Annotated in this window: 1 pseudogene; it reads right to left on the bottom strand. The window is 77.6% G+C overall.

Going from position 1 to position 604, the window contains the following annotated elements:
• A pseudogene (locus HW577_RS26180) lies at positions 1-520 on the bottom strand (PQQ-binding-like beta-propeller repeat protein); the annotation flags it as partial.
• Positions 521-604: the final 84 nt, after the last annotated feature.

Raw genomic sequence — 604 nt, 5'->3', positions numbered from 1 at the left:
ACAGGCCCGTGGTGGCGAACACCGTCTCGCCGGAGAGCGCGAGGCCGGCGCCCATCGCCCCGTCGCTGTCGCGCCGCCGCGCCGTGTCGCGCCGCCAGCGCCGCCCGCCGGTGCTGAGGTCGAAGGCCGAGACCTCGCCGAAGGCATCGGCGACGAAGACAAGGCCGTTGCCCGCGACCGGGCCAGCCGTGAGGCGTCGCCGATAGGCGCTGCCGCTGCCGAAGCCGCTCGACCAGGCGCGACCGAGGCCAGGGCCGAAGGCGACATGGCCGCCGCCATGGGCGGCGTCCCCGCCGGCCATGGGCCAGCTAGCGCGCGGCGCGGCGGGCGGCAGGACCACCTGGGACCCCGCAGCGGCATCGTCTGCCGCGAGACTGCGCTCGGGCATGTCCATGACGCTGCGCCGCTCGCCCTCGAAGCGGGTGCGGCGCTCGCCGAAGATGTCGTCGAAGGTCTCGCAGCCGGCGAGCAGGCCGGCGGCGCCGAGCAGCGCGGCGCGGCGGGTGGTGGGGGTGCGCATCAGCCGGCGAGCCCCGAAGCGATCCGCTGGGCGCGGTCGCGGATCGCGCGCGGCGCCGTCACGTCGGCCGCCAGGGCCTCGAGC

The sequence above is a fragment of the Neoroseomonas rubea genome (assembly GCF_016106015.1).
GTDB lineage: Bacteria > Pseudomonadota > Alphaproteobacteria > Acetobacterales > Acetobacteraceae > Neoroseomonas > Neoroseomonas rubea.
This window is presented reverse-complemented; position numbering and strand designations above follow the sequence as displayed.